This window comes from Phytobacter sp. (assembly GCF_059074235.1).
On the sequence record NZ_JCACPZ010000004.1, the window covers coordinates 1,827,696 to 1,852,328 of the forward strand.

Below are 24,633 nucleotides of genomic sequence, written 5' to 3' on the forward strand. Positions count from 1 at the left end.
CTCCTTATGCCGCGATGGCATTCATGATCGCCGGAACCGACAGCTCAGCGAGCGGGATCTCCGCTACCTGTTTGCGATCGCGCATGATAATCACCCGGTCGGCATAGCCCACCAGCTCCTCCAGTTCTGAGGAGATAACCAACAGCGCCAGGCCATCGGCGCAGAGGGTTTCAATCAGACGAATGATTTCCGCATGGGCCCCAACGTCAATGCCACGCGTAGGCTCATCGAGGATCAGGAACTGCGGTTTGGTCAGCAACCAGCGTGAAAGCAGGACTTTTTGCTGGTTTCCCCCTGAGAGAAATTCAATCGGCTGCTCGGCGCTCGGCGTGCGGATGCCCAACTGGCGGATGAACCGCTCGGCAATCGTATTCTGCTCACGGCGTGGTATTGGACGCAGCCAGCCTCGCTGGGCCTGGAGTGCGAGCACGATATTTTCCCGCACCGAAGCGGCGGCAATGATCCCGTCTGTTTTCCTGTCTTCCGGGCAAAAACCGATACCCAGGCAGGAAGCCTGATGGGGTGAACGCAGCGTCTGCGGCTTGCCTTTAATTAACGCGCTGCCGCTGTCGGCAGGCTTGATACCAAAAATGACTTCGGCCGTTTCGGTACGCCCGGACCCCAGAAGGCCAGCCAATCCGACAATTTCACCGGGGCGGACCTCGAGATCAAACGGGTTAATGATCCCTTTCTTGCCGAAATCTTTAAAAGCGGCGACGGGTTTGTCGCTCAGTAAGGTGCGTCCCGCACGTTGCAGGGCATTGTTGTCGAGTTCGCGACCGAGCATCATCTTCACCAGCTCAATTTGCGGCAGTTCCCGGGTCTCGCGACAGCCCACAAAACCACCGTTACGCAGCACAGTGATGCGGTCACTGACTTCGTACACCTGGTCAAGAAAGTGGGTCACAAAAATGAGTGCCACACCCTGGGCGCGAAGCTGGCGCATCAGAGTAAAGAGCATCTCTACTTCCTGGGTATCCAGGCTGGCGGTGGGTTCGTCGAGGATGAGCACTTTGGCTGAAAGATCGATAGCCCGGCAGATCGCCACGATTTGTTGCATGGCGACGGAATAGCGGTTGAGTGGCTCGCGTACATCCAGCGAGAAACCGTAGGACTCCATCAGCTCGGTGGCACGTCTCTCCATCTCTTTGCGGCGTAACAAACCGAAACGGCGAGGCTCGCGACCAATAAACAGATTATCTGCCACCGACATATTCGGCAGCAGGTTCACTTCCTGGTAAACCGTCCCGATACCCAGTTGCTGTGCATGGGCAGTATTTTTGGGGTTGATGGCATTACCTTCCAGCCAGATAGTTCCCTTTTCGGCGTGGTAAACCCCGGTCAGCGCTTTGATGAGCGTCGATTTTCCGGCACCGTTTTCCCCCAGCAGCGCCATGATTTCACCTTTACGCAGGCTGAAATCGACGTTATCGAGCGCTTTGACGCCGGGAAAGAATTTACTTAAGCCCTCGGTACGGAGGATTTCCTGGTGTTGATCGGTGGTCATTGTGTTCTCCCCCTCACCCTGACCCTCTCCCCGGAGGGGAGAGGGAACATATCGTGCCAGCAGATAGACTCTGCCAGGACGCTTAATAGCCCATATTTTTCTTCTTCTCTAACTCTTCTTTCGCCGTATCCGGCAGGTAGAGCGTCGATTTGGTGATAGTGACTTTCTCAGGCTTGGTGCCGTCTTTTTTGAATTTTTCCAGCGCATCGAAAGCCGGGCCAGCCATGTTCGGGGTCAGCTCAACGCTGGCGTTGGCTTCACCGTCGATCATCGCTTTGTAGATGTCCGGTACGCCGTCAATAGAGCCGGTGAGGATATCTTTGCCCGGTTTCAGACCCGCTTCTTTGATGGCCTGAATGGCACCGATCACCATGTCATCGTTATGGGCATAAACCATGCAGATGTTTTTGCCGTTGTTCTCTGCCTTGATAAAGCTTTCCATGACCTCTTTCCCTTTACTGCGGGTGAAGTCGCCAGACTGAGAACGGATGATTTTGATGTTGGAGGCTTTGGAGATAGCTTCAGCGAAGCCTTTCTTACGATCGATGGCCACGCTCGCACCGACAGTGCCCTGCAGCTCAACCACATTACATGGCTTGCCATCGACTTGTTTAATCAGCCAGTCACCAATCAGTTTGCCTTCCAGCACGTTGTCAGCGGTAACAGTGGTCATGTAGAGATCTTTGTCTTTCACATCAATAGAACGGTCAAGCAGGAAGACCGGGATTTTGGCGTCTTTGGCTTCTTTCAGCACCGGTTCCCAGCCTGTTGCCACGACAGGCGCAATAAAAATAGCGTCCACACCCTGCGCGATGAAGGAACGTACCGCCTTGATCTGGTTTTCCTGTTTTTGTTGTGCATCCGCGATTTTCAGCGTGATACCGCGTTTTTGAGCTTCGCTCTTCGCGACGTTGGTTTCAGCGGCTCGCCAGCCAGATTCAGAACCAACCTGAGAAAATCCCACCGTGAGCGGGGCGGCCATCGCCATAGACGACATGGCTGCTGAAACTGCTGTGACAAGAAGTAAGCGCTTCCACATATGCGTATCCTCGTAGGGTTATTGTTGGCTACAACTTCGCCTGCGGGAAAACTATAGACAATAAGAGATGTAACAGAATGCGTTACATCACAAATCAGAAAAGTGAATGAATTGTTGGCTTCCAGTTGCGATCTGGCGCTCGAAATGACCTGGTGCGATCGGCCCTGCAACACGCTTTGAAATTACAGTCTTTTTCAGGTGAAACTGGCCTGAAGATCATTAGTGTAATCGCTTCCACAAATTTATTGATGATGCGGCTGTCTTTATGGATTATCCGGTCATATTTTTACGCAAAAAAATCTACCGGACGCGAAGCGAAGCCTAAAACAAGCGGAGACATTCGCAATGAGTTGGCTATAATACCCGGCACTTGTTTGCCACACATTTTAAAGGAAACAAACATGAGCTTACTCAACGTCCCGGCGGGTAAAGATCTGCCAGAAGACATCTACGTTGTTATTGAAATTCCGGCTAACGCTGACCCGATCAAATATGAAGTCGATAAAGACAGCGGCGCGCTGTTCGTTGACCGCTTCATGTCCACCGCGATGTTCTATCCGTGCAACTACGGCTACATCAACCACACCCTGTCTCTGGACGGTGACCCGGTAGACGTGCTCGTCCCAACTCCATACCCGCTGGAACCAGGCTCCGTGATTCGCTGCCGTCCGGTTGGCGTGCTGAAAATGACCGACGAGTCTGGTGAAGATGCCAAACTGGTTGCGGTTCCGCACACCAAACTGAGCAAAGAATACGATCACATTAAAGATGTGAACGACCTGCCAGAACTGCTGAAAGCACAGATCACTCACTTCTTCGAGCACTACAAAGATCTCGAAAAAGGCAAATGGGTGAAAGTTGACGGTTGGGACAACGCTGAAGCGGCTAAAGCTGAAATCGTTGCTTCCTTCGAGCGCGCAGCGAAGAAGTAATCCGTTTTATCTGAAAAACCCTGAGCGCTGGTCACAGTGGGTCAGGGTTTTTTTATGCCCCGTATTTGTCCTCCGCTGCACTGCTGGCGGGTTTCTCACCCATTTCCGCCCGTTTATTACGCTGTCACAAAAGTGCCATAAAATTCTTTTCCCATGCTTATTAAAGGCATAAGCTAAATCAGCATCACCACCCTGTTTTTGCCCCCATAAAGTCCCCTGCCCGTTGGTCGATACCCCTGTCTGTGATCAATGTCTCCCATTCCCAACGGAAGCTGTATGAAACTCAATCAATTCACCATCGGACAACGTCTTGGCCTGATGGCTACCCTACTGCTGCTGGCGACGCTGTTTATCGGATTGCGCGGCCTGGCCATTAACAGCGCCAGTTACGACCAAAACCAGAAAATGATGAACACCGAAAAGGTGCTGGCCGACAGTATCGACACCGCGCGTAATGCCCAGGTGCAGTTCAAGATTCAGGTTCAGGAGTGGAAAAACACGCTGCTGCGTGGCACGCAAGGGCAGGACACCTTCGATAAATATAAAAATGCCTTTGTCTCCCAAAGCCAGACGACCCAGCAACTGCTGCAAAAACTGAGCGGTCTGCTGCCACAGCTGGGCATGGATAACGATCAGGTCGAGAAGACCCGTCAGCTGCACGCCGAGCTTGAGCAGCACTACCTGAGCGCCTTACAGCAGTATGTGCTGACCGACCCCACCAGCGCCGCACGCGTGGACAAACTGGTAACCGGTATCGACCGCGAACCCACAAAGATGATTGACGACGTAGTGGCGCACACGCTGGAACACGCGAGCAAAATCCACACCGAGACGGATGCCCGCAATCTGGCGCAGTTTGAGCAAACGCGTCTGATGTTGGTTATCGCCATGGCACTGACCATGCTGGTCGGTGCACTTATCACCTGGTGGCTGGTTCGTAGCATTACCCATCCGCTGGCGCAGGCCGTGGCCGTTGCCCGCACGGTGGCGTCCGGCGATTTAAAAACCGCGTTTATCATATCTGGCCGCGATGAGACGGCAGAACTGATGCAGGCGCTGAAGGAGATGAATGGCAACCTGACCCGCATTGTTCATGGCGTTCGTCATAGCACCGAATCCATCGCCTCTGCCTCGGTGCAAATCGCCACTGGCAGCCGTGAACTCTCTTCACGTAATGAAGCGCAGGCCAGCGCGCTGGAGCAAACCGCCGCGTCAATGGAAGAGCTCACCTCAGTGGTGAAGAGCAATGCGGAGAACTCCCACTTTGCCAGCACCATCGCCCGCGACGCGTTCACCATCGCAGGCCAGGGGGGTCAGGCCGTGAAACGTGTAGTGCAAACCATGAGCGACATCCACCAGCTTTCCAGTGAAATCAACAACATCATTGGTGTGATTGACAGCATCGCCTTCCAGACCAACATTCTGGCTCTGAATGCGGCGGTTGAAGCGGCTCGTGCCGGCCCGGAAGGTCGCGGCTTCGCTGTGGTTGCAGCAGAAGTCCGAGCCCTGGCGCAGCGCTCTTCCTCTGCCGCACGGGATATCCGCAATCTTATCGACAATTCCGTTAGCCGCATCGCCGAAGGTAACTCGCAGGTACAGAACGCAGGCTCCGCGATGAACGAAATCCTGCGCAGCGTGCAGCAGGTCAGCGAACTGGTGGAAACCATCTCGGCCGCCAGTAAAGAGCAGAGCACCGGCATTGACCAGGTGAATGTGGCAGTCACCCATATGGATACGGCGACCCAACAGAACGCCACCCTGTCGCAGGAATCGTCCGCTGCGGCCCACGAAATGCAACGCCAGGCAGAAGAACTGTTAGAAGCCGTCAGCCTGTTTAAACTGCATCAGAACGCCGCGTAATACCGAGTGCCATCTGGCTTGACTGCCGGATGGCACTGCTCTTCTCTCTGCTTTGATTTCCCCACCTCGCATCCAATCAAGCGCGCACTGAAAGCCATCTGCACCTACAATGCATCACTGTCATAAACCCGATCCCAAGGAAGAGTATCGCTATGCAACGATTTCGCCTGCCCCTTATCCCCTTGTTAGCCGCCTTTTGCCTGCCCGCGTGGGCTCACCCAGAAACACTTAACACCGTCAAAGCAGCAGAAAAGCAGCTTGATGCCCGCGTGGGCTATGCCGAAATCTCTCTGACTGACGGCAAAATCCTGGAGAGCTATCGCCCCCAGGAACGTTTCCCGATGATGAGTACCTTTAAAGTGCTGCTGTGCGGCGCAGTACTAGCACGCGTCGACGCCGGGCAGGAGCAACTGACTAATCGCCTTCATTATCGTAAGCAGGATCTCATCGAATACTCGCCCGTCACCGAAAAACACCTTGCCGACGGCATGACCGTGGCTGAACTCTGCGATGCCGCCATCACCATGAGTGATAACACGGCGGCGAATGTGCTGCTTTCGACCATCGGCGGGCCGCAGGCGTTAACTGCGTTTTTACGCAAAGCGGGAGACCGTGTCACCCGCCTCGACAGGTGGGAGCCCGCATTGAATGAGGCATTGCCGGGTGACGAACGTGATACCACGACACCTGAAAGCATGGCACTGACACTGCGCCAGTTGCTCACTGGCAAGGTACTGACACCCGCTTCACGTCAGCAGTTAATGGACTGGATGGAGGCGGATAAGGTCGGTGGACCGCTTATTCGCTCGGTCACACCGGCAGGCTGGTTTATTGCTGATAAGACGGGAGCAGGCGAACGAGGTTCGCGCGGGATCGTTGCCGCACTGGGGCCGGATGGCAAACCGACGCGCATTGTCGTTATCTATATCACCGGGACCCAGGCCGCCATGGAGGAGCGCAACAAAAAGATCGCGGAAATAGGCGCCTCGCTGATTACGCACTGGTAGCAGGCATACAAAAACAACGCCACCCGAAGGTGGCGTTGTCTCGTTTTAAGCCTGGTCTCTGTCCAACCAGTTGCCGGTCTCGATGTGCTTTCGCCCATCAACCGAGCGCTGATACACGTACATCCAGGCGCTGCCATAGGGCGTCTGGATGAGCTGGCGTTTGTATTCACCACCTGCGGTACGCAGTGCGTCCAGTTCGCTCAGGGTCGACGCGTCGATGCGATACACTTCACCTTTCACACATCCATCACCCGGCACAGCGCCAGGGTAGTGCCCCAGACTGTAGAGTTGATAATGTTCAACGTTGTGATCGCCAAGCCACTGGGCATTGGTCATCCAATGACTGTTGCCTTGCTTGCGTCGTAAACTGCCGTAGACAAATATTCGCATTGCTAGAACTCAAACTGATAGAGCAAATCAAGTGCCTGATCTATGCCAGACACCGCTTCCAGATACAGCTTAGGCATCAGGCGATAACGTAACGTAAGTGTTGCCAGTGAGTCAAAAATTCCCACGCCATATTTTACCTGTAGACCTGGCAGTACATAACCGCTGACCACCACCTGGGAGGAATCTCCGACCCCTTCGGTATCCAGCGCCAGATTACTTACGCCAAACGTCTCGCCGATCTTGCCCACCACCTGGCCACTTTGTGCAATCCCCAGCCCCACCAGTGCAGAGGTCATCGCCGCACTGTCGCTTTGACCACTCTCCAGACCTTGCCCACGCAGCAGGTACGATAACGCTTCCTGTTGCGACATGGCCGGGTCAGAGAAGATTTCTGCCTTAGGTTCATCCGCCGTACCGGTAATACGCACCCCGGCGGTGACGTCGTTTTCGGTCGAATCCGGGTTACGGATCGCCTCAATATTTAATAACGGTTGGTCTGGTGGACCGGAGAACAATAACTCACCTTTACGCACAATCAAATCCTGACCGTACGCATGATAACGACCTTCCGGAATATTGATCTGTCCGTTAAGTCCAAGCCCTTGTTTATCTTGAACAACTTTTAAATCGCCGGTTAAGCGTGCTTTCAGACCAAACGCGTCCAGACGCACGTTGTTGCCGACATGAACAGTCAGGTTGCTATTGATCGGAATAGAGGCAGTTTTCGGCTCTTCCGGTTTCAGGTCTGAATTGAGCATCACTTCATCGCTGGACGTGCCTACGGCGCTCTCCGGCACGTCGTGCATCGTAATGCGCGCCCAGGGCACATCCACATTACCGTCGAGGGTGAAGAGATTCGGCGTCGCTTCAAACACCAGGTCCGGCGACACATCGAGACGCACCATCGGTGGCACCGTGATACGCACTTTGCTGCCTTTCGCTGCCACACGGGCGCGCCAGTTGTTAATCTGACTCCAGTCCGCATCACCGCTCAGGTTAATCTGCCCCTGCCGGGTGCGTACCACGCCCTGTAGCGTAGAGCTGGTACCGTTAAAGTTCATCGCCAGTTGGCTTGGCTGCATGTCGAACGGCATAAAGTTACCTTCAACATCCACATCATTAACCTGCATCTGTCCGAACATCTGCGGGCTTTGCAGATTGCCGCCAAGACGCAGGTTTGCATTCAAGGTCCCTGCCGCTTTCTCGCCACGGGTGAAGATGGCGTTTGCCATCGCCAGCGAGAAGTTGCGGATGTTGACGTTGCCGCCGAGGTTACGCCGCCCCTGCGGATCGGTAATCTGCACCTGGCCGTCAAACTGCCCGTTGTTAGTCAAGCGGATGAGCCAGCCCAAATCGGCACGGTTGTTTTGCAGCTTCGCATTGAGATTTAGCGTCTCGAAGGCCACCGGCAGCGGCGCATCGTTAACCACTTGCGTCACTTTGACGTTACGGCCAACCAGCGTCACCTCACCTTGCGGCAGCCCCTCTTTGGTGGTGTCCCAGCTCACATCCGCTTTACCACTGAAGGTCCCGCTGGCCTGTGTGGTGTCAGGCATAAAGGGCTTGAGCATCGCCAGATCGAAGCGATTGAGATTGACGACTGCCCGCCCCTGCGCGCCCGCATCGATGGTCTGCGGTACGCACAATTCGGCATTCGGGTTGGTCCAGCAGTGTGGCCCGATACTGATTTTCTGCTCCTGATTGCGATAATCCAGCGCAATGGGGCGACTCAACGCCAATGGACCCACCGGCGTCGTGAAACGGGTATCGCTGAGTGTCCCTTTCCAGCGCTGTTCGTTACGATCAAAACTGCCCGCCAGCTTCAGTTGCCCGGCAACCGGCTCGCCCTGAACGCGCAGTTCCAGCTCATGCTGTTTTTCACTGCCTTTCGCCGCCAGCGTGACCAGACTGAGATTCACATTCGGCTGAGAAATACGTTCAACCCGCACATTCAACGACCCGGCAATCTGGTCGCTGGATTTGATATCGCCTTTGACCAGCACTTTGGCAACGCGCAGCTCCTGCCAGCGCAGGTTGTTGGCGGTGATATCGGCCAGCACCTGCGGCGCTTCTACCGTACCGCGAATGTTGACCAGCCCTTTTGCCGTTCCGCCGAGGCCCGGCAACGCGTTATCCAGCCCCGGCGCATCAATGGTGGCGTCGAGGTTAAGATCTTTCACCCCCAGCTCGCCTTTCACGTCGGCTTTGTTGCGCCCCAGTTCCAGATGCAGGCCAGGAATGACCCACTGCATGTAGCTGTTGCCCTTCAGTTGACCGTCAACGCTCACTTTGTTCTGCTTCACGTTCCCGGCCAGCTTCAGCTCAGGAATATCGACCTGCCAGGTGCCGCCGTACAGGCTACCGCGCATTTTCGCCAGCCCGTTCAGCTTCGCCGGCCAGTCCGGGAAAGTTTTGGCCGTGTTAATGCCGTCCAGTGTCAGTTCACCGCGCCAGCTGATAGCCTGCTGCCAGTCGAGCAGCGCTTTCAGTTCGGTCTTCCCTTCCAGCGCCGCCACGGTCAGCTTGTCGATGTTAATCTGCTGCTCGTTGCCTTTGCCGTCCAGCGTAATGGTGGCTGGAGGCACATCCTGACCTTTCACCGCCGTGCGGAATGACAGCGTGTAGTCGGTCATTTTCCCGGTCAGTTTGAGTTTGAGGTCATCGGCCTGGTACTGCTTCTCGCCGGTAAACGGCCAGTAAAGTTGCTCACTGGTGATATCCAGATTAAGCGGTAATCCGGCTTCCGCGAGCTGGGTTTGCCCGCGCAGTACCACATCAACCGGCCCGGAGAGATTCACACCAAATTCCAGTTGCTTACGCACTTCGCCGCCGACCTTGACCTTCACCTTCTCACCCTTGACAGGATCCACATTGAGCGTGGTGTTCAGGGTAAGATCCACCGGCCAGTTATCCTGCAATTTGGCCGTACCCGTGGCGTTCAGCGTGCCCTGGTTCGAGTCGATATCCAGCGCATCCAGTTTCATGTTGCCATCGATGCTGCTGACCTTAAGCAGCATATTGCTGACGGTAATGTCCGTGTCGCCGGTCAGTCGCAGTTGCTCCCCGCGGAACTCTTCGATATTGAGGTTGAGCGGCAGATGCACATCGGTCATCTCCGGCAGTACCGGTTTGGAGAAAAGCTGTTTGAGCGACTCACCGAGCGGCAGTTCGTCCGGCTTCGGGTTCTGAATCTTCGGCTCGACCACCTCTTCCTGTGCCACTTTCGCCACCTTCGGCAGCGCAATGAGCAGGCCGCGCAGCGAAGTCGGTTTCAGGGTCAGGTTTTTGTCTTCCCAACTGAGCGCAGAGGAGAAATCCATCACCGACACCGTGGTGTCATCAATCTTGATATTGACGTTGTTCAGCGCCACCCGGCTCAGCGTAATGGGGTAAGGCGTGGAGAGATTAAGCGGCCCGGAGTCTTCTTCTTTGACCGGTGCTGCGGGCGGCATCTTTTTGGTATCAATCACCACATTGATGTCTTTGAGGGAAATGTCGTTCACGCACAGGCTGCTGTCACGCAGACAGCCCAGCTTGACGCCCAGGTGAAGTTCTCCGGCGTTAACCGCGACACCCGGCTGGTCAAAACGGACATTTTTCAGCGACAGGTCACGCCAGCCGCCGGTCACCTGACCAATATGCAGCCCCGGCACCCAGCGATTCGCCGCGTTGAATAACAGATGCAGACCACTCGTCGTCCCGACCAGAAAGGCCACCGTCCCCAGTACCAGCAGAATAAATACCAGTACCCCGAGGCTTATCTTCTTCCATAAACTCATAATTCAGGCCCCAGACCGATGTAGAACTGTAAACCGTGTTCGTCTTTGTCCCCAACCGGCACCGCAAAATCGAGCTTAATCGGGCCGACTGGCGACTGCCAGCGAACGCCCACACCTGCACCGGTTTTGAAATCACTGCGACGAATGTCGCTCACCGCCTCACCGCTATCGACGAAGACCGCACCCCACCATTTACCGGTGACGTTGTACTGGTACTCCAGCGATCCGGTCGCCATTTTAGAGGCACCGATCAGTTTGCCGTCGTCGTTTTTCGGGGCGATCGATTTGTATTTGTAGCCACGAATGCTGCGATCGCCCCCGGCGAAGAAGCGCAGATCCGGCGGAACGCGATCAAAATCATCAGTTTCGATCCAGCCGACATTGCCGCGAGCGACGAAACGGTGACGATCGTAGAGTGTACGGATCCAGACGTTCTGCGCCTGCATCACGATAAACTCCACGTCTGAACCCCAGGCCGTACTTGAGTAATCCACCGAGTAACGCTGTGAATCGCCCCAGGTTGGCATCAGGCCGCCACGCGAACGGGTACGGCTGATCATCACACCAGGGTAGAGCAGCATGGTAGTGTTGGTGACATTGGCCTGGGTAAAGTGGTCGAGGCTCCAGCGAAGGTTGATGGCGCGCTGCCAGCCGCTGGAAAGATCCCAATAACGGGAGACGGCAAGGGTGGTGGAATCCGATTCCGTATCGTTCAGATCGGTACGCTTAAAGCCGCCCTGCACGAGGTAATACTGCTCCAACGGATTTTTCAGCAACGGCATTTTATAGCTGAAATCCAGCTGTTGCTCAGGTGCCGAGACGCTGGCGGTGGTCGAGAAACTGTGTCCGTAAGAGTTAACCCAGGGCTTACGCCAGGTCGCTTTCACGCGAGGGCCTACGTCAGTGGAATAGCCCACACCCGTTTCAATAGTGTTTTCAATGCGAGGTGAGACGACCCCCTTGAGCGGCAAAACTTTGGTTTGTCGGGCTTTGTCGAATTCAGGTGCCACGACTACCGAGTTAAACCAACCCGTCGCGGACAAACGGCGGTTCAGCTCCGCCAGATCTTTGGTCTGGTAGTAATCCCCTTCTTTAAAGGGAACCAGGTTTTGCAGATACTCTTCGCGGATTTGCGATCCTTCAAAGGTGACATCGCCGAAACGGTAGCGCTGCCCACTGTCGTAATCGATATCCCAGAACGCTTCACGTCTGTCCAGAGCAATACCGAGCTGGCTGCGGTTAAACTGACTGTCGAAGTAACCTTTACGCAGCGCCACACGGGTCAGTGACTTTTTGAATCCCTCGTAATCACCATGATTCAGGATAGTGCCCTTCTTCGGGCGATCGCCCAGCAGCGCGAGGTAATCTTCGTCGGTACACGCCCCGCCGCGCAGAATCACGTCCGTGCCGCCAATCAGCACGGGCTCACCCGCCTTCACGTGAGCAATCAGCACCTGACGACCTTTAGCCGGAGGCGGACGCAGCTCAAACGTGATGGTCGGTTCGTAATAGCCGAGTGCTTTTAACCCTTCGCGGATAGCATCATCGACGCGTGCCTGAAACCGCTTGTCCGGCGTCACTTCATCACTCTGGATAGTTGATAATTGAGCACGCACATTCTTTTGTAATGCCCCGGTCAACCCTTCTAGTTGTAATCGCACGTTCGCCGCGATAGCGCTATCGCTTGCCAGCAACAAACCGGCAAAACATAAAAAACGGATTTTTGGCACGTTCTCTCCTGAATATCCCTTGTTCCCGCCCCTGGAAGGAAACGTTAACGCCGCTCCGCGGCCTGTAAAAAATCCAAAATGTGGATTGAAAAACGGACGACACCCCAAATATTTCTTATGTTTAAATCTAGTCTCATTTAGCGTGTTTATTGTGTTAAAAGAGAGGCTTCGTTACAACCTTAACCGCAATTTGCGTTCCTGGGAGGACTCCTCATGAGTCTGTTTGATAAAAAAACGCTTGTTACTCAGTCGGATGCGCTACCCGGACGAAACACCCCGATGCCTGTCGCAACCTTACATGCTGTTAACGAGCACTCCATGACTAACGTACCCGATGGGATGGAAATCGCCTATTTCGCCATGGGCTGCTTCTGGGGCGTTGAGCGCTTGTTCTGGCAGCTACCCGGTGTTTACAGCACGGCAGCAGGCTATATGGGCGGCTACACGCCGAACCCGACCTATCGGGAAGTGTGCAGCGGGCAGACGGGCCACACCGAAGCCGTTCGCGTCGTCTATGACCCGGCCGTTATCAGTTACGACCAGTTGCTGCATACCTTCTGGGAGAACCACGACCCGGCACAAGGCATGCAGCAGGGCAACGATCACGGTACGCAATACCGCTCAGCCATCTTCCCGCTGACGCCGGAACAAGACGCCGCTGCACATGCCAGCCTTGAGCGCTTCCAGTCCGCGATGCGTGCCGCCAACGACGAGCGCACCATCACCACGGAAATCGCCACCGCGCCACCGTTCTATTATGCCGAAGATGACCACCAGCAGTATCTGCACAAAAACCCCTATGGTTACTGCGGGATCGGTGGTATTGGGGTTTGTCTGCCACCACAGCTGGCGTAATTCACCCACCTCAACCTCAGACAACCGGTCTGCCTTTTGGGCCGGTTCTGGCTAACGATTCATCCATTTCAGGGGAAAATCACGCCAGACTGATGCGAAAACGACCCATCGTGTTACGTAACAAACTGCTTACACTGCTGGCGAGCGGTTGTCCGCTTACGCTATACTAGCCAGCGAAATTGTCGGTCCACCGCTTCGGACCGGCTTTTAATGTGCTTTGCCACATGGATTATTCAATTTCCCCTTCCGAGGATCCGGTCACAGGCTGGATAAATTATGTTAAACAGCATCTTAGTCATACTCTGTCTGATAGTTGTAAGTGCATTCTTCTCGCTATCTGAGATCTCGCTTGCCGCTTCCAGAAAAATCAAACTGAAACTGCTTGCCGACGATGGCAACGTCAACGCACAGCGCATTTTAAAAATGCAGGAAAACCCCGGCACCTTCTTCACCGTGGTGCAAATCGGCCTGAACGCCGTCGCCATTTTGGGTGGTATCGTCGGTGACGCCGCCTTCTCCCCCGCGTTTTACAGCATGTTAATTGGCGTGGTATCGCCAGAACTGGCAGAACGCCTGAGCTTTATTATTTCCTTCTCGTTAGTGACGGGTTTGTTCATCCTGTTCGCCGACCTGACCCCGAAACGCATCGGTATGATCGCGCCTGAAGTTGTGGCTTTGCGCATTATCAACCCGATGCGCTTCTGCCTGTTTATCTTCCGCCCGCTGGTGTGGTTCTTTAACGGCATGGCTAACAACATCTTCCGTCTGTTTAAACTGCCGATGGTGCGTAAAGATGACATCACCTCTGACGACGTTTACGCCGTATTTGAAGCCGGTGCGCTGGCCGGTGTGCTGCGTAAACAAGAGCATGAGTTGATTGAAAACGTGTTTGAGCTGGAATCACGTACCGTTCCCTCTTCCATGACCTCACGTGAAAACATCGTCTGGTTCGATCTCCATGAAGATGAACAAAGCCTGAAGAATAAAGTCGCGGAGCACCCGCACTCAAAGTTCCTGGTCTGTAACGGCGATATCGACCATATCGTTGGTTACGTGGACTCCAAAGACCTGCTGAACCGCGTACTGGGCAATCAGAGCCTGGCGCTGGTCAGTGGCGTCCAGATCCGCAATACCCTGATTGTGCCTGATACCCTGACCCTCTCCGAAGCGCTGGAAAGTTTCAAAACCGCCGGGGAAGACTTCGCGGTGATCATGAACGAATACGCGCTGGTCGTCGGCATCATCACCCTGAACGACGTGATGACCACCCTGATGGGCGACCTGGTCGGCCAGGGGCTGGAAGAACAAATCGTCGCGCGTGATGAGAATTCCTGGCTGGTAGACGGCGGTACGCCCATTGATGACGTGATGCGCGTGCTGGATATCGATGAATTCCCACAATCCGGAAACTACGAAACCATCGGCGGCTTTATGATGTTTATGCTGCGTAAAATCCCGAAACGTACCGATGCGGTGAAGTTCTCCGGCTACAAATTCGAAGTGGTGGACATCGATAACTACCGTATCGACCAACTGCTGGTGACGCGTATCGACAGCAAGGCCACCGTATTAACGCCGAAGCTGCCGGATGCGGAAGAAAAAGCGGCAAGCGAAGCGTAAGAATAAAATCAGATAAAAAGGGCGGAATCATTTCCGCCCTTTTTTTATTTCCATAATAACATCGCGCCTATTTTCTCTCTGCAAAGCAGAATGTGAGTTGCCTCACGCCCGTCAGCAGATAGCAGATTTTTACTGGTCGGTAGCGAGACATTCATGACCATGCCGAAGGCGAAACGGTAACGTTGCTCGCGTCAAAACGATCATATTCCTGATACAGGAAAGCGAGGGCATCATGATAGATTCAAATAAAAATTATTATATGAGCTGTCTGTTTTTTCTTTTCTTCTTTGTTGGCTGGGGGTGTTGTTACCCTTATCTCTCTTTATGGCTTACCGAAACCATTGGCATCAGTTATGGTGATGTTGGACTGGTTTATTCCTTCACCGCAATCATTGCCGTTTGCGTACAACCTTTATTTGGCTTCATTTCTGATAAATTAATTTATCGTAAAAATCTAATGTGGATGCTGGCGTTAATTATTACACTTTTCGCCCCTTATTGGATTTATGTTTTTGCGCCGCTATTAAAAATTAACGTCATCCTCGGTGCACTGGCTGGGGGGATTTATATCGGTATGGCCTACGGCGCAGGTTGTGGCATTTGCGAGGCCTACATCGACAAAGTGAGCCGCGCCTCCGGCTTTGAATTTGGCCGCGCCAGAATGTTTGGTGGTATCGGTGCCGCCATCGGTACCTTTGCAGCGGGTAAACTCTACGGCATCGACCAGAACCTGATCTTCTGGACCGCAAGCGCCGCCGGGGTCTGCCTGCTATTTGTGGTCTGGAAAACAAAGGTACAAACCCATCAGCAGCAAAATGTTCAGCTTGCCACGGCAAAACCGGTCACCCTGGCAGACGCAACCGCACTGTTAAAACTGAAAAAGTTCTGGTTCTTTGCCGCATACATGGTCGGGGTCGGTGCCGTATACGAAACCTACGATCAGCAGTTTGCTATTTACTACAGCCACTTCTTTGAAAGCAAAGCACGCGGTGCGGAAGTGTTCGGTTATTTAACCACCGGGCAGATCTTCCTTGATGCCATCGTAATGTTTTTTGCTCCGTGGTTTGTGAATAAAATCGGGCCAAAAAATGCGCTGCTTTATTGTGGCCTGATCATGAGCCTGCGTATTATCGGTTCTGCCTGGGCGATAGGTCCGGTTTCTATTAGCTTAATTAAACTACTGCATGGCTTTGAAAGTTCCGTATTACTGGTCGCCGCTCTCAAATACATTACCGCCAATTTTAACCCACTGCTGTCGGCAACGGTTTATTTGATTGGTTTCCAGTTCTCAAAAAGCTTTAGCTCGATATTCTTGTCTACGGGTATCGGTCATATGTACCAAAATATGGGCTTTACCAGTAGTTATATTGTGCTGGGAAGTATTGCGCTGTTCTTTACCCTGATTTCATTTATCACACTGGATAAAGCCAGAGCCTTTATTACACAACCCATGCCCGCACATTAATACCAGGAGATGAACGTGTCCAAATTATATTATGGTGTCGCATATTACGATGAGTACATGCCGGAAGAGCGACTGGAAAAAGATATCGCCCTGATGCTGGAAACCGGTATTAACGTGGTACGTATTGCGGAATCCACCTGGAGCACGCTGGAGCCCAAAGAGGGGGAGTACAATTTTCACCACATTGACCGGGTACTGAATGCCATGCACCGGGCAGGCATCGCGGTGATTATCGGCACGCCAACTTATGCTATCCCGGCCTGGCTGGCAGCAAAATACCCTGAAGTGATGGTTACCACGGCAGAAGGCCAGCAGAAGTACGGACCACGGCAGATCATGGATATCGTCAGCCCCGTTTTCCGCCGCTATGCGGAGAAAATTATTCGCGTGCTGATGGCACATGTGCAGCACCACCCGGCGATCATTGGCTATCAACTGGACAATGAAACCAAGCATTACGACAACACCGGGCGCTACATGCAGGAAGGCTTTGTGCGCCATCTGAAGGAAAAGTACACCAGTATTGCCGCGCTGAACCAGGATTTCGGCCTCGATTACTGGAGTAACCGTATTGACCGCTGGGAAGATTTCCCGCCGGTTGAAAACACGATCAATGCCAGTCTGGCCTGCGCCTTTAGCCAGTATCAGCGCCAGCAGGTCACTGATTATCTTGCCTGGCAGGCTGAAATTGTGCGGGAGTACGCCAAACCAGAGCAGTTCGTGACCCACAACTTTGACTTTGAGTGGCGCGGCTACTCGTTTGGCGTGCAGCCACGCGTCGACCATTTTGCTGCATCGAAGTGCCTGAGCGTGGCCGGTGTCGATATTTATCACCCCAGCCAGGATCATCTGACCGGGCGAGAAATTGCCTTCGGCGGCGCAGTCACCCGTAGCCTTAAAGACGGGCAGAACTACTTTGTGCTGGAAACCCAGGCGCAGGGCTTCCCACAGTGGACGCCTTACCCCGGCCAGTTGCGGCTACAGGCATTCAGTCACCTTGCCGCCGGGGCGGCGATGGTCTCCTACTGGCACTGGCACTCTATCCACAACTCGTTTGAGACCTACTGGAAAGGGTTGCTGAGCCACGACTTTTCCCGCAACCCGACCTGGCAGGAAGCGACCACTATCGGGGCCGATTTCGCCCGGCTGTCACCCCAACTGGAAAACCTGCGGGCAGAGCACGACGTCGCCCTTCTGGTGAGCAATGAGGCCATGGATGCCCTCAATCAGTTCAAACCCGGTACGGCACAAACCAATGTCTATAACGACATCGTGCGCCGCTTCTATGACGCGCTGTACAACAGCAATATCGCGGTCGATATCATCAACGATGTTGGTGAAGACGCGGCACGCTACAAGGCGATTGTCATCCCGGCGCTCTACGCCGTGGATGATGCCCTGCTGGCGCGTATCAACGGCTATATTGCTGACGGTGGACGTGCGCTGATTGGCTTTAAATCTGGCTTTAGCGATGAAAACGTCAAGGTCAGACGCGACGCCCAGCCTGGAGGCCTGAGTGAGAGCTGCGGGGTCAGCTACAGCCAGTTTACGCTGCCGGAAAACGTCAGGGTGGTCGCCTGTTCTTCTGCAATTGATTGCGCCCAGGATAACCGAGCAGAACTCTGGATGGAACTGCTCACCCCCGCTCCACAAACGCGTACCCTGCTGCGCTACCAGCATCCGGTATGGGCGCAGTACGCGGCAGCAACCGAGGCAGACTTCGGCAAGGGGCTTGCCATGTACGTGGGCTTCCTGCCGCAGCAGACGTTGATTACGCAGCTGTTTGACCACCTGACACGTGAGCTGACGTTGCGCTCGCGCACCACAGATGCCCGCTTCCCGCTCATCATCCGGGAGATGACCAATCGGCAGGGCAAGACGGTCACCTTCATGTTTAACTACTCCGGTGACGCGCAAGACGCCGTGTGCGATCAGGGGGGCGTGTCGCTGATTAACGCGGCAACCGTCGCCAGCGGTGCGACCGTGCAGCTTGCCCCGTGGGGTTTTGCTATTATCGAGCGGTAAACCCGAAGCTGGAGACAACAATGGAACCGGATATCAATGAGCTACTCAACTTCTCGCCATTGATCAAAACCTTTACGTTCAATGCCTGGATTGTCTCCGGCTTTACCCCGATTTCACGCGGATCGGCGCTCGATTATTACATCAACCGTCCGCAGGGCATGAAAGGCTACATCATCAACCTGACCCTGCGCGGTCAGGGCCGGGCAAAGGTGGGTGACAATTCACTGGTTTACCGTGAAAACGAACTGCTGCTGTTCCCGCCTGGCGTGCCGCACCACTATGGACGCAATGAGCATAGCGAGCACTGGGATCACGTCTGGATCTACTTTATCCCACGCCCCTACTGGATCGACTGGCTGAAGTGGGACGTCAATACGCTGGGGATCGGTAAAACGGCGGTCAGCGATCCCGTACAGTTGAAAACGCTGCGCGATCTGTTTTATGAAGTGATCCGCTATAACTCCGACAATGCCCCTTTGTCAGAGGCCTTAGCCATGAACGCGCTGGAACGGCTGATCCTCAACTGTTTCCTGCTCCAGCCAATCAGCAACCGCCATGCGCACGATCCCCGCATTAATGCAGTCTGCGACTACCTGAACGAGCACATCGCTGAAGAGCTAAAAATTGAAACGCTGGCACGGATGGTTTTCCTCTCCCCCTCCCGTCTTGCCCATCTGTTTAAAACGGAGCTGGGGCAGACGATTTACGCCTGGCGTGAAGTCCAGCGGATCAACCGCGCACGTCTGTTGATCCAGTCAACGCCGCTACCGGTGTTTAAAGTGGCTCAGTCGGTGGGGTATGGCGATCCAGTCTACTTCACGCGGATCTTTCGTAAACACAATGGCATCCCGCCGATGGAATACAAAAAACGTTATGAAGGGATGAACAGTTTGCGCGAGATGTGAAGGCAGGGTCTGAAAACATCAACGGCTCCATTTCGGAGCCGTTTTTTGTACCGCGGTTACTGCATAGCATGGGTCGTTAAGCCATCTCCGCCTGGAGACGCAAAACCTGACGGTTGATCTCTGACATAACAGCAAGGTGCTGCTTGTCCTTCACTTTCGGGATCAAAATTTTGCCCTTATCGAACTCGAAAGCGCCAACGTCCTTGATATACAACCGTCCACGGAACAGGATTTTCACGTACTTCGCCACCTGAAGTGGGTTGTAACGTTGGAAAATTTTCATTTTTGTATCTCCTGTTGAGTATTACGCCCTTGCGGAGCCACACTTGGCCCGACTGTTGATGAGCGCAAATTTTGTTGCCCAGTGACTATAGTCCAGAACATTCAGGACACATAGTGTGTATAAGTTTATTTACCTTTTGATGACAGTTATTCAGAATTTTCTTTGCAGTCCTTTAGGGAAGGCAGTATAAGCCATCGTTTTTTCGCGGTTATGTGCGTTAACCCGCAAACTGGCATCCTGATTGCGGGAAAACCTCATTGATCGCACTTATGATTAAAAGGTTCATTAAGTGGTCGGATCACCTGCAAACAATCAGTGCAAAACAATAAAGGAAACACCATGACCCTACGCAAAATCCTGGCAGCGACCTGCCTGCTACTGCCGCTTATGGCGCAAGCTCACAACTTTGAGACTGGCCAGCGAGTGGCACCGGTCGGCGTCGCTGACAGAGGAGAGTTAATTCTCGATAACAGTAAGTTTAGCTACAAAGCATGGAATAGCGCGCAACTTCCAGGCAAAGTGCGAGTGGTGCAACATATTGCCGGTCGGACCTCTGCCAAAGAGAAAAATGCCGGGCTGATTGAAGCGATCAAGTCCGCAAATTTACCTCACGACCGCTATCAGACCACCACCATTATCAACACCGATGACGCCATTCCTGGCTCGGCGATGTTTGTGCGCAGCAGCATCGAGAGCAACAAAGAACTCTACCCGTGGTCGCAGTTTGTGGTGGACAGCGATGGTGTGGTGCGTAAGGCCTGGCAACTGGAAGAGAAAGGCTCCGCCATTGTGGTGCTCGATAAAGACGGACGGGTGGAATATGCCAAAGATGGCAGCCTGACGCAGGCAGAAGTGCAGCAGGTTATCGCCCTGCTGCAGAAATTACTCAGTAAATAGAGACGCGGAAGCCGGGGTTGAGGAACGATTCACGCGGCGTGTAATCCAGGGTTTTACCCTGCCAGTCGTGAACGTGCGCCCCGGCAGCGACTGCCACCGCGTGTCCTGCCGCCGTATCCCAGGAGTTCGTTGGCCCAAATCGTGGGTAGAGCTGCGCCTGCCCTTCCGCCACCAGGCAGAACTTCAGTGAGGAACCAATGGCGGTGGTTTGGTGCTCACCCAATTGGGTCAAATATTCCTGCAGTTCACTGTCTGCCGCAGCATGAGAACGGCTGATCACCACCAGCGGTGGGCGTGCGTCACGCACCTGGATCGGCTGACGGTTGCCGTTTTCCTCTTTCCACGCCTTACCTTCGGCCGCCGCGTACATCACCTTCAGCACCGGCGCGTAGACCACACCCAGTACCGGTTTACCTTTTTCAATCAGGGCGATATTCACGGTGAACTCACCGTTGCGCTTGATGAACTCTTTGGTGCCGTCCAGCGGGTCAACCAGCCAGTAACGCTGCCAGTGCTGGCGAACATCCCAGCCCGGCGGATCTTCTTCGGAGAGGACCGGAATCTCCGGGGTCAGCGCCTGCAACCCGCGTGCAATCACGCCGTGGGCGGCAATATCTGCTGCCGTGACAGGAGAATCATCAGATTTACTGGTCACGTCCATCGGCTGGTGACCGTCGTATACGTCCATGATGGCATCACCCGCTTCCCGTGCGAGCTGACAAATCGCTTCTAACATCGTCCACCTCTTCTTTATGGCAGTGGGGTATAACTCATTGTTTTACTTATATCGCATTCAGCCAGAATCCGCCAGGTGTGATAGTTGTTGCATTCATGTGGCGGAAATCATGGCAGTATTCACAATTCTGTAAGCAACAAAATGTACATATCACTTTCTTTTGTGGCTCAGATCTAAAAAAGGACACCTCTGATGATTAAGTTTAGCGCAACGCTCCTGGCAACGTTGATTGCCGCCAGCGTGCAGGCCGCAACAGTGGATTTACGCATAATGGAAACCACTGATTTGCATAGCAACATGATGGACTTTGATTACTACAAAGATTCTGCGACGGAAAAATTCGGCCTTGTGCGAACTGCCAGCCTGATCAATGCCGCCAGAAACGAAGTCAAAAACAGCGTGCTGGTGGACAACGGCGACTTAATTCAGGGCAGCCCGCTGGGTGATTACATGGCGGCCAAGGGACTGAAAAAGGGTGATATTCACCCGGTCTATAAAGCGCTCAATACGCTGGATTACGCCGTTGGTAACCTCGGCAACCACGAATTTAACTACGGTCTGGATTACCTGCATCGGGCACTGGAAGGGGCTAAATTCCCCTACGTTAACGCCAACATTATTGATGCCAAAACCAAAAAGCCGCTCTTTACGCCCTACCTGATCAAAGAGACGAAGGTGACCGACAAAGACGGAAAACCGCAGACGCTGAAAATCGGCTATATCGGCTTTGTGCCACCGCAGATTATGGTCTGGGATAAGGCTAATCTGACGGGCAAAGTGACCGTCGACGACATCACTGAAACAGCGAAGAAATATGTCCCGGAGATGCGCGAGAAAGGGGCAGACCTGGTGGTTCTGGTGGCCCACTCCGGCCTCTCCTCTGAGCCTTATCAGGCGATGGCAGAAAACTCGGTCTACTACTTAAGTGAAATTCCGGGCGTCGACACCATTCTGTTTGGCCACGCCCATGCCGTCTTCCCATCGAAAGATTTCGCCGCCATTAAAGGGGCCGATATCGCTAAAGGCACATTGAACGGAGTGCCGTCAGTGATGCCTGGCATGTGGGGCGATCACCTTGGCGTGGTGGACCTGGTGCTGAACAATGATGGCGGGAAATGGCAGGTCACCTCATCCAAAGCCGAAGCGCGCCCGATTTATGATGCCGCCGCCAAAAAAGCACTGGTGAAAGAAGACAGCAAGCTGGTGGACATTCTTAAGCACGATCACGATGCCACTCGTGAGTTTGTCGGCAAGCCTATCGGCAAATCCGCGGACAACATGTACAGCTACCTGTCGCTGGTGCAGGACGACCCAACCGTACAGGTGGTCAACAACGCTCAGACGGCCTATGTGAAGCACTTTATTCAGGGCGATCCGGATCTGGCGAACCTGCCGGTGCTCTCTGCCGCCGCACCGTTCAAAGCGGGTGGGCGTAAAAACGATCCGGCCAGTTTTGTTGAGGTGGAAAAAGGCCAGCTCACCTTCCGTAACGCGGCGGACCTCTATCTCTACCCCAACACCCTGGTGGTGGTCAAAGCGACCGGCAAAGAGGTGAAAGAGTGGCTGGAGTGCTCCGCGGGGCAGTTTAACCAGGTAGATCCTAACAGCAGCAAGCCGCAGGCGCTTATCAACTGGGAGACGTTCCGCACCTATAACTTCGATGTGATTGATGGGGTGAAATACCAGATTGATGTGTCGCAACCGGCACGTTACGACGGTGAGTGCCAGAGCGTGAACCCGCAGGCGGAGCGTATTAAGGATCTTACCTTTAACGGTAAACCGATCGATCCGAACCAGGTGTTCCTGGTCGCCACCAACAACTACCGCGCCTACGGCGGCAAGTTCGCAGGAACCGGCGACAGCCATATCGCCTTTGCCTCACCGGATGAAAACCGTGCAGTGCTGGCGAAGTGGATCAGCGACGAGTCAGCACGAGCGGGCGAAATTCACCCGGCGGCGGATAACAACTGGCGCCTGGCGCCGATTCATAGCACAACCCCGCTGGATATCCGTTTCGAAACCTCACCTTCAGAAAAGGCCGCTGCGTTCATTAAAGAAAAAGCGCAGTACCCGATGAAGAAAGTGGGCGATGACGAGATTGGCTTTGCGTTGTATCAGGTGGATTTGAGTAAGTAAGACGTGAACAGCCCCTCACCCTAAAGGGCGAGGGGATCAAAAACGTAGGCCGGATAAGGCGTTCACGCCGCCATCCGGCGGTTTATCAGGCGGCGCGATCCTCTCGCGTCGCCAACACCTGTGGCAAATTCAGCTCAATCCAGTCAGCCAAATCAGCCACTTTCTCACTGACCTGCTCACCGAGCGGCGTCAGACTATACTCCACATGCGGCGGCACTACCGGGTAAGAGATACGGTTGAGAAAACCATCCTGCTCCAGAGCCTGGAGCGATTGTGCCAGCATCTTCTCACTAACACCGCCCATCTTGCGGCGTAAATCGCTGAAACGGTGAGTACCGTGACGCAGCGCCACCAGAATCAACACGCCCCAACGGCTGGTGACATGCTTGAGGACATCCCGCGAAGGACACTCCTCGGCAAACAGATTACCGTCACGCATCTGCTCGCTCAGGGTCGGATTTGTGTTTTTCATACTTACCTTTTTGTACGTACTTACTAAAAGTTAGTTATGGTGATAGTGTGCCACAACACAAGACAAACACGAAGGAGATTCCTCATGATCGCAATTACCGGCGCCACCGGCCAACTCGGTGCACTGGCTGTTGAAGCCCTACTGAAAACCGTTCCAGCAAAAGATATCGTGGCCATCGTGCGTAACCCGGCGAAGGCCGAAGCCTTGACCCAAAAAGGCGTTGTTGTCCGTCAGGGCGATTACAACGACGAAGCCGCGCTGACGGCAGCACTGGCTGGCGTAGACAAACTGCTGCTGGTCTCCTCCAGCGAAGTGGGCCAGCGGGCCGTTCAGCATCGCAACGTAATCAATGCAGCCAAAGCGGCGGGCGTGAAATTCATTGCCTACACCAGCCTGCTGCATGCAGATAAATCCCCGCTCGGCCTGCACGTTGAGCATGTTGAAACCGAAAAAATGCTCGCTGAGTCCGGCATTCCTTTCGCGCTGCTGCGTAACGGCTGGTACAGCGAAAACTATCTCGCCAGCGCACCAGCAGCCCTCGCACACGGCGTGTTTATTGGCGCGGCGGGCGAAGGCAAAATCGCCTCTGCAACCCGTGAAGATTATGCCGCGGCAGCGGCTCGCGTTATCAGTGAAGACGGTCACGCAGGCAAAGTCTATGAACTGGCGGGCGATAATGCCTGGACACTGAGCGAACTGGCGGCAGAACTGAGCAAACAGAGCGGGAAAACCGTGGTGTATCAGAACCTGAGCGAAGCCGATTTTGCCGCTGCACTGAAAGGCGTAGGCCTGCCAGAGGTGTTTGCCAACCTGCTTGCTGACTCTGATATCGGTGCCTCAAAAGGCGGTCTGTTCGACGACAGCCACACGCTCAGTAAGCTGATTGGTCGCCCGACGACTCCGCTTGCCGAGAGCGTCAAAGGCATCCTGTAACTGTTACATTCTGGTTAATTTTTGTGGCATGCCGCCGGACCATCCTTAATAATGACAGGATG

The 24,633-nt window shown here is 54.1% G+C and carries 19 protein-coding genes; 11 read left to right on the forward strand and 8 right to left on the reverse strand.

Annotated features, from left to right (window positions below; translation table 11 throughout):
- Positions 1 to 4: 4 nt before the first annotated feature.
- Positions 5 to 1,507, reverse strand: a complete 1,503-nt coding sequence (gene ytfR / locus AC5JPW_RS12700; RefSeq protein WP_494240717.1) for a galactofuranose ABC transporter, ATP-binding protein YtfR — start codon at positions 1,505 to 1,507, stop codon at positions 5 to 7.
- Between the two features lie 82 nt (positions 1,508 to 1,589).
- Positions 1,590 to 2,546: a galactofuranose ABC transporter, galactofuranose-binding protein YtfQ gene (gene ytfQ / locus AC5JPW_RS12705; RefSeq protein WP_494240719.1), complete on the reverse strand. Its 957-nt coding sequence runs from the start codon at positions 2,544 to 2,546 to the stop codon at positions 1,590 to 1,592.
- Between the two features lie 401 nt (positions 2,547 to 2,947).
- On the opposite strand from ytfQ, the gene ppa reads away from it, so the two are divergent.
- The 3 genes from ppa (at position 2,948) to bla (ending at position 6,345) form a co-directional block, all read left to right on the forward strand.
- Entirely contained in the window at positions 2,948 to 3,478 is a 531-nt protein-coding gene (gene ppa / locus AC5JPW_RS12710; RefSeq protein WP_263098289.1) for an inorganic diphosphatase, read from the forward strand.
- Positions 3,479 to 3,754: 276 nt separating this feature from the next.
- Positions 3,755 to 5,338, forward strand: a complete 1,584-nt coding sequence (locus AC5JPW_RS12715) for a methyl-accepting chemotaxis protein (protein ID WP_494240721.1) — start codon at positions 3,755 to 3,757, stop codon at positions 5,336 to 5,338.
- A 152-nt stretch (positions 5,339 to 5,490) separates the two neighbouring features.
- Positions 5,491 to 6,345 carry a class A beta-lactamase gene (gene bla, locus AC5JPW_RS12720; protein ID WP_494240723.1) on the forward strand — a complete coding sequence of 285 codons (855 nt, stop codon included), beginning with the start codon at positions 5,491 to 5,493 and terminating at the stop codon, positions 6,343 to 6,345.
- Positions 6,346 to 6,390: 45 nt separating this feature from the next.
- Here bla and AC5JPW_RS12725 read toward each other — a convergent pair whose 3' ends face one another.
- The 3 genes from AC5JPW_RS12725 to tamA are packed head-to-tail and all read right to left on the reverse strand — an operon-like array spanning position 6,391 to position 12,244.
- Complete coding sequence (locus AC5JPW_RS12725; protein ID WP_494240725.1) at positions 6,391 to 6,735, reverse strand: gamma-glutamylcyclotransferase family protein; 345 nt, start codon at positions 6,733 to 6,735, stop codon at positions 6,391 to 6,393.
- Positions 6,736 to 6,737: 2 nt separating this feature from the next.
- Positions 6,738 to 10,514 carry an autotransporter assembly complex protein TamB gene (gene tamB, locus AC5JPW_RS12730; RefSeq protein WP_494240726.1) on the reverse strand — a complete coding sequence of 1,259 codons (3,777 nt, stop codon included), beginning with the start codon at positions 10,512 to 10,514 and terminating at the stop codon, positions 6,738 to 6,740.
- Positions 10,511 to 12,244 carry an autotransporter assembly complex protein TamA gene (tamA, locus tag AC5JPW_RS12735; RefSeq protein WP_494240728.1) on the reverse strand — a complete coding sequence of 578 codons (1,734 nt, stop codon included), beginning with the start codon at positions 12,242 to 12,244 and terminating at the stop codon, positions 10,511 to 10,513. Before tamA ends, tamB begins: the two co-directional genes overlap by 4 nt.
- Positions 12,245 to 12,457: 213 nt before the next feature.
- Here tamA and msrA point away from each other — a divergent pair, with 213 nt between their 5' ends.
- The 5 genes from msrA (at position 12,458) to araC (ending at position 19,114) form a co-directional block, all read left to right on the forward strand.
- Positions 12,458 to 13,099, forward strand: a complete 642-nt coding sequence (gene msrA, locus AC5JPW_RS12740; protein WP_494240730.1) for a peptide-methionine (S)-S-oxide reductase MsrA — start codon at positions 12,458 to 12,460, stop codon at positions 13,097 to 13,099.
- A gap of 276 nt (positions 13,100 to 13,375) precedes the next feature.
- Positions 13,376 to 14,719 (forward strand): polyamine export protein PaeA, encoded by a 1,344-nt coding sequence (gene paeA / locus AC5JPW_RS12745; RefSeq protein ID WP_494240731.1) that lies wholly within the window; start codon positions 13,376 to 13,378, stop codon positions 14,717 to 14,719.
- A 232-nt stretch (positions 14,720 to 14,951) separates the two neighbouring features.
- Positions 14,952 to 16,184 (forward strand): oligosaccharide MFS transporter, encoded by a 1,233-nt coding sequence (locus AC5JPW_RS12750; protein ID WP_494240733.1) that lies wholly within the window; start codon positions 14,952 to 14,954, stop codon positions 16,182 to 16,184.
- Between the two features lie 15 nt (positions 16,185 to 16,199).
- On the forward strand, positions 16,200 to 18,209 hold the full coding sequence (locus tag AC5JPW_RS12755) for a beta-galactosidase (RefSeq protein WP_494240734.1): 2,010 nt from the start codon (positions 16,200 to 16,202) through the stop codon (positions 18,207 to 18,209).
- 20 nt (positions 18,210 to 18,229) lie between these two features.
- Positions 18,230 to 19,114 (forward strand): arabinose operon transcriptional regulator AraC, encoded by an 885-nt coding sequence (gene araC, locus AC5JPW_RS12760; protein ID WP_494240736.1) that lies wholly within the window; start codon positions 18,230 to 18,232, stop codon positions 19,112 to 19,114.
- Between the two features lie 76 nt (positions 19,115 to 19,190).
- Here araC and AC5JPW_RS12765 read toward each other — a convergent pair whose 3' ends face one another.
- Positions 19,191 to 19,397, reverse strand: a complete 207-nt coding sequence (locus AC5JPW_RS12765; protein WP_494240738.1) for a DUF1107 domain-containing protein — start codon at positions 19,395 to 19,397, stop codon at positions 19,191 to 19,193.
- Between the two features lie 339 nt (positions 19,398 to 19,736).
- Here AC5JPW_RS12765 and AC5JPW_RS12770 point away from each other — a divergent pair, with 339 nt between their 5' ends.
- Complete coding sequence (locus AC5JPW_RS12770) at positions 19,737 to 20,294, forward strand: YtfJ family protein (RefSeq protein ID WP_494240740.1); 558 nt, start codon at positions 19,737 to 19,739, stop codon at positions 20,292 to 20,294.
- Here AC5JPW_RS12770 and cysQ read toward each other — a convergent pair.
- Entirely contained in the window at positions 20,284 to 21,030 is a 747-nt protein-coding gene (cysQ, locus tag AC5JPW_RS12775) for a 3'(2'),5'-bisphosphate nucleotidase CysQ (protein ID WP_494240742.1), read from the reverse strand. The genes AC5JPW_RS12770 and cysQ overlap by 11 nt on opposite strands.
- Positions 21,031 to 21,222: 192 nt before the next feature.
- Between cysQ and AC5JPW_RS12780 the strand changes: the two genes are divergently transcribed.
- On the forward strand, positions 21,223 to 23,166 hold the full coding sequence (locus AC5JPW_RS12780; RefSeq protein WP_494240743.1) for a bifunctional 2',3'-cyclic-nucleotide 2'-phosphodiesterase/3'-nucleotidase: 1,944 nt from the start codon (positions 21,223 to 21,225) through the stop codon (positions 23,164 to 23,166).
- Between the two features lie 85 nt (positions 23,167 to 23,251).
- Here the strand turns inward: AC5JPW_RS12780 and AC5JPW_RS12785 are convergent, their stop codons facing one another.
- Positions 23,252 to 23,638 carry a winged helix-turn-helix transcriptional regulator gene (locus tag AC5JPW_RS12785; RefSeq protein WP_494240744.1) on the reverse strand — a complete coding sequence of 129 codons (387 nt, stop codon included), beginning with the start codon at positions 23,636 to 23,638 and terminating at the stop codon, positions 23,252 to 23,254.
- 84 nt (positions 23,639 to 23,722) lie between these two features.
- On the opposite strand from AC5JPW_RS12785, the gene AC5JPW_RS12790 reads away from it, so the two are divergent.
- A complete protein-coding gene (locus tag AC5JPW_RS12790) occupies positions 23,723 to 24,571 on the forward strand; it encodes an SDR family oxidoreductase (protein ID WP_494240746.1) in 849 nt (282 codons plus the stop codon).
- Positions 24,572 to 24,633 lie beyond the last annotated feature (62 nt).